A 5811-nucleotide genomic window follows, 5' to 3' on the forward strand; every position below is an offset into this window, starting at 1 on the left:
CGACTACACCGCCCACACCACCACCGGACGAGCCCCCCGCTCCCCCCGCGAGGAAATCCTCTGCACGCTGTTCGCCGAGGTACTGCGTGTCGACGGTGTCACCATCGACGACAGTTTCTTCGAGCTGGGCGGCCACTCCCTGCTCGCCACCCGCCTGGTCAGCCGTGTCCGCACCACCCTGGGCGTCGAGGTGTCCGTGCGGCAGTTCTTCGAGACGCCCACCATCGCCGGACTCTCCGGGGCGCTCGACGGGGCCGACCGTGCCCGCACCGCGCTCACCGCACAGGCCCGGCCCGAGCGCGTCCCCCTCTCCTACGCCCAGCAGCGGCTGTGGTTCCTCCACCAGCTCGAAGGACCCACCCCCACCTACAACATCCCCACGACCCTTCGCCTCACCGGCACCCTCGACCAGGACGCCCTGCACCACGCCCTGCGCGACCTCGTCGCCCGCCACGAAAGCCTGCGCACCACCTACGCCGAGGACGAGCACGGGCCCCGGCAGGTCATCCACGCGTACGCGCCCGAGCTCCTTCCGTTGACCGTGGTCGACGTCGGCGGCGATGAGGACGGGCTCGATGCGAAGCTGTCGGAGGCCGCCCATCACGCCTTCGATCTGGCGGCCGGCATTCCCGTGAGGGCAACCCTGTTCCGCCTGTCCGAGCAGGAGCACGTCCTGCTGCTGCTCATCCACCACATCGCCACCGACGCCTGGTCCCGCACACCCCTGGCCCAGGACTTCGCCGCCGCCTACACGGCGCGGTGCGCGGGCGACGCGCCCGGCTGGAAGGCGCTGCCCGTCCAGTACGCCGACTACGCCCTGTGGCAGAGAGAGGTCCTCGGCGACGACGCCGACGCGGACAGCATCGCGGGCAGGCAACTCGCCTACTGGAAGGACACGCTCGCCGCGCTCCCCGAGCAGCTCGACCTGCCCACCGACCGGCCCCGGCCCGCTGTCGCCGGCCAGGCGGGCGACCGCGTCGGGTTCACGCTCGGCGCTGAACTGCACGCCCGCTTGGCCGAGTTGGCGCGCACCACGCACACCAGCACGTTCATGGTGCTGCAGGCCGCCCTCGCGGCTCTCCTCACCCGGCTCGGCGCCGGCGAGGACATCCCGATCGGGACGCCGGTCGCCGGGCGCACGGACGACGCGACGGAGAACCTCATCGGCTTCTTCGTCAACACGCTCGTCCTGCGCACCGACACCAGCGGCAACCCCACCTTCCAGCAGCTCCTGGAGCACACGCGGCGCGCCGACCTGGCCGCCTACGCGCACCAGGACCTGCCCTTCGAGCGGCTCGTCGAGGCCCTCAACCCGGCTCGCACGCTGGCGCACCACCCGCTCTTCCAGGTCATGCTCGTCCTGAGCACGGCGGAGACGGACCCGGACGCCTCGCTCGGCCTGCCGGGGCTGCGGGTCACCGCGGAGCGCAGCAGGCTCGGCGCTGCCAAGGTCGACCTCGCCTTCGCCCTCGCGGAGACGCGGGACGGCGAGGGCCGGAGCACCGGGCTGACCGGGGCCCTGGACTTCCGGACCGATCTGTTCGACAGGTCGACGGCGCGGTCCCTGGTGGAGCGGTTCGTACGGACGCTGGAAGAGGTCACCGCCGACCCCGGCATCCGGCTCTCCCAGGTGGGCATCCTGGGCGAGGCCGAGCGGCGCCGGCTGCTCGGCGAGGGGACCTCCACCACGCTGGAGAGCCTGGACGCGACGCTGCCCGAGCTGTTCGCGGCGCAGGTGGCCCGCACACCCGACGCGCCGGCCGCGGTGCAGGGCGCGACGACCGTGTCGTACGCCGAACTCGACGCCCGTGCGCACCGGTTGGCGCGTGTTCTGCGCCAGGAGGGGGTGCGGCCGGGGACTCCGGTGGTCATGCTGATGCAGCGGTCCCTGACGCACGTCGTGGCCACGTTGGCCATCGCGAAGGCCGGCGGCGCGTATGTGCCGCTCCACGACACCTATCCGCTGGACCGGATGCGCTACGTCGTGGCGGACACCGCCGCCACCGTGATCCTCGCCGACCGTGCGGAGGCCGATCGGGCCGGGGAACTGGGCGCCCGGGTTGTGGTGGTGGACGAGTACGGCGCCCCGTCCGGCGCACGGCACGACGGCGAGCTGAGCGTGGGGCTGCGCCCGCAGGACCTCGCGTATGTGATGTACACGTCCGGGTCCACCGGGCTGCCGAAGGGCGTGGCCGTCACCCAGCGCGGAGTCGTGGACCTCGTCCGTGACCACTGCTGGCGACCGGGCACGCACGAGCGGGTGCTGCTGCACGCCCCGCACGCGTTCGACGTGTCCTGCTACGAGATGTGGGTGCCCCTGGTCTCCGGCGGGACGGTCGTCGTGGCGCCGCCCGGGCATCTGGACGCCGCCGCGATCACCGAGCTGATCTCCACCCACGGCATCACCGCGATCCACCTCACCGCGGGCTTCTTCCGGGTCATCGCCGAGGAGGCTCCGGAGTGCTTCGCCGGGGTGCGGGAGGTGCTGACCGGTGGTGACGTGGTCTCGCCGGCCGCGGTCGCCCGGGTTCTGGAGCACGCTCCGGACACGGTGCTGCGTCATCTGTACGGGCCGACGGAGACGACGCTGTGCGTGACGCAGCACGAGGTCAGGGCGCCGTACGCGGCGCGGGGCACGCTGCCGATCGGGCGGCCGACGGGGAACACGCGGGCGTACGTCCTCGACCGGTACCTCCAGCCCGTTCCCGCGGGCGTGCCGGGGGAGCTGTTCGTCTCCGGCAGCGGTCTGGCGCGCGGCTATCTGCACCGCGCCGACCTGACCTGCGAGCGGTTCGTCGCCGACCCGTTCGGCGGGTCGGGCGAGCGGATGTACCGCACGGGCGACCTGGTGCGCTACAACCCGGCGGGCGAGCTGGAGTACCTGGCGCGCGCCGACGACCAGGTGAAGATCCGCGGCTTCCGTGTGGAGCTGGGCGAGATCGAGGCGGTCCTCGCGACCCGGTCCGAACTGGCCCAGGCCGCCGTCGTCGTCCGCGAGGACCGGCCAGGTGACCGGCGCCTGGTGGGCTACGTGGTGGCGGCGGAGGGCCGGGCCGGCGAGGTGGACACGGACGGGCTGCGTGCCTTCGTGCGCCAGGCCCTGCCCGACTACATGGTGCCGTCGGCGCTGGTCGTCCTCGACGCCCTGCCGCTGACCGCGAACGGCAAGCTGGACCGCAAGGCGCTGCCCGCCCCCGACTACGCCGCGAGGTCCACCGGGCGGGCCGCCCGCACACCCGTCGAGGAGCTGCTGTGCACGCTCTTCGCCGAGGTGCTGGGCCTGCCGACGGTCGGGACCGACGACGGGTTCTTCGATCTGGGCGGCGACAGCATCCTGTCCATCCAGCTCGTCAGCAGGGCCCGTGCGGCGGGGCTCCCCCTCGCCGTCCGCGATGTCTTCGAGCACCAGTCGACGGCTCAGCTGGCCGAGGCGCTCGGCAGCCGGGAGGACGACACCGCGTCACAGGTCGCCGAGGTCGAGCCCTACGGCCCCGCCCCGCTGACGCCCGTGATGGCGAGGATCGCCGAACTCGGCCTGGGCGGCGACGACTTCAACCAGTCCGTCGTGGTGTCCCTGCCGCGCGTGCTGGACGCGGACCGCCTGGCCCGCGCCCTGCAGAAGGTGCTCGACCACCATGACGCGCTGCGGCTGCTCGTCCGCCCCGACGGGACCACGGAGGTCCGCAGGCCGGGCAGCGTGTCGGCCGCGGAGCTCCTCGACGTCGTCGAAGCGGCCGGCTCCGCCGACGCCATCGAGGGCCTGGTCACCGGGCCGGCGTGCGCCGCGAGGGACCGCCTCGCGCCCGCCCGAGGACGCGTGTTCCGGGCGGTCAGGATCGACCGGGGGGCCGGGCAGGACGGACTGCTGATCCTGGTCGCCCACCACCTGGTGGTCGACTCGGTGACGTGGAGCATCCTCGTGCCGGACCTCGCGGCGGCGTACGACGGGGCCGAACTCGCCCCCGTCGGCACCTCGTGGCGGCAGTGGGCCACCTCGTTGGAGGGGCTCGCCACCGACCCGCGCGTCGAGGCCGAGACGGCCCACTGGGAGACCACGCTCGCCAGGCAGGCCACCCCCGCCGGGGAGGCCGCGCTGCGGGTGGACCGCGCACGCGACGTCCAGGGCCGGTCGGGGCACCTCAGCCTCGACCTGCCGGCCGCGACGACCGAGGCCCTGCTCACGCAGGTTCCCGGCAGCGTCAACGCCGGCGTGAACGACGTCCTGCTGACCGCCTTCGCGCTCGCCGTCGCCGAGTGGCGGCGCGACCGCGGCGAGGACCCCGACGCGCCCGTCGTGGTCGACCTGGAGAGCCACGGCCGCCACGAGGACGCCGTACCCGGCGCCGAACTCAGCCGCACCGCGGGCTGGTTCACCGCCCTCCACCCGGTGCGGCTCGCGCCGGACGTCGCCGACTGGACCCGGCTGCGCCGGGACGGCGACGCCCTGCGCGACAGCCTCAAGCAGATCAAGGAGCAACTGCGCGCCGTGCCGGGCGACGGCATCGGTTACGGCCTGCTGCGCCACCTCAACCCCATCGCGGGCCCCCGCCTCGCCCGGCTGCCCGAGCCCGAGTTCGGCTTCAACTACCTGGGGCGGCGCACCACTTCGGCCGCGGGCAGGCCCAAGCCGTGGACCGTGATCGGCGGCGGCGTCGCGGCTTCGCGCCCCATGGCGCCGATGGCCCACGCGGTGGAGATCAGCGCGGTCGCGTACGAAGGGGAGAACGGCCCTCACCTGCGTGCCGACTGGACCTACGCACGCCGCCTGGTCCCCGACCAGGACGCCCGGCTGTTGGCCGGGCACTGGTTCCGGGCTCTCGAAGCCCTGGTAGAGCACGCCGGCCGCCCCGGTGCGGGTGGCCTGACCCCGTCCGACGTGACACTCGACTCGCTCAGTCAGTCCGAGATCGAGGAGTTCGAGTCCGACCTTGAGTCCGAGTGGGAGATTGAGCAGTGAGCCAGCAACCGTCTCGTTCGCGTAGCAAGATCGAGGACATCCTTCCGCTGTCCCCGCTGCAAGAGGGCTTCGTGTTCCTCGGGCTGCTCCACAGCGAGGGACCCGACCTCTACGTCGGCCAGGTCGCGTTCGAGCTGGAGGGCTCCTACGACGGTGCCCGGATGCGTGCCGCGGCGCGGGCCCTGCTGCGGCGGCACGCCAACCTGCGCGCCGGGTTCCGCCAGCGCAAGAACGGCGCCTGGGCGCAGCTCGTCCTCCAGGACGTCGAACTTCCCTGGCAGGACGTCGACCTGACGAGTCGGCCCGGGCAGGCGCGGGCTGCGGAGGCCGACCGGCTCGCCGCCGAGGACCGCGCACGACGGTTCGACCTGGGCCGCCCGCCCCTGCTGCGGTTCATGGCGATACGCCTGTCCGACGACCGGGTCCGGCTGGTGATGACGAACCATCACATCGTGCTCGACGGCTGGTCGATGCCGGTGCTGCTGCGCGAACTGATGACGTTGTACGCCGCTGCGGGCGACCCCTCCGCGCTGCCCCGGGTCCGTCCGTACCGCGACTACCTCACCTGGCTCGACGCCCGTGACCGGGACGCCGCCCGGGAGGCCTGGCGCGAGTCCCTCGCCGGCCTCGACCAGGCCACCCTGCTCGCCCCGGCCGGCGCGGTGGCTTCGGCACCGCCCGAGCACGTCTCCTTCACCATGGACCCCGCCGTCAGCGGAGCGCTGGCCTCCTGGGCGCGGGGCCAGGGCGTGACCATGAACACGGTGGTGCAGGGTGCCTGGGCGCTGGCCCTGGCCCAGGCCACCGGCCGTGACGACGTCGTCTTCGGCGCCACCGTCTCCGGCCGCCCCCCG

General features: G+C 73.5%; 2 protein-coding genes. Both read left to right on the top strand.

The window, feature by feature from the left end; genetic code table 11:
- Positions 1 to 4957 (top strand): non-ribosomal peptide synthetase (locus tag P1P70_RS39100; protein WP_319246290.1); only part of this gene is annotated, 4957 nt, incomplete at its 5' end.
- On the top strand, positions 4954 to 5811 hold an 858-nt coding region (locus P1P70_RS39105), incomplete at its 3' end, for a condensation domain-containing protein (protein WP_319246293.1). The genes P1P70_RS39100 and P1P70_RS39105, both read left to right, overlap by 4 nt.

Source organism: Streptomyces sp. MB09-02B (genome assembly GCF_033794485.1).
Lineage (GTDB): Bacteria > Actinomycetota > Actinomycetes > Streptomycetales > Streptomycetaceae > Streptomyces.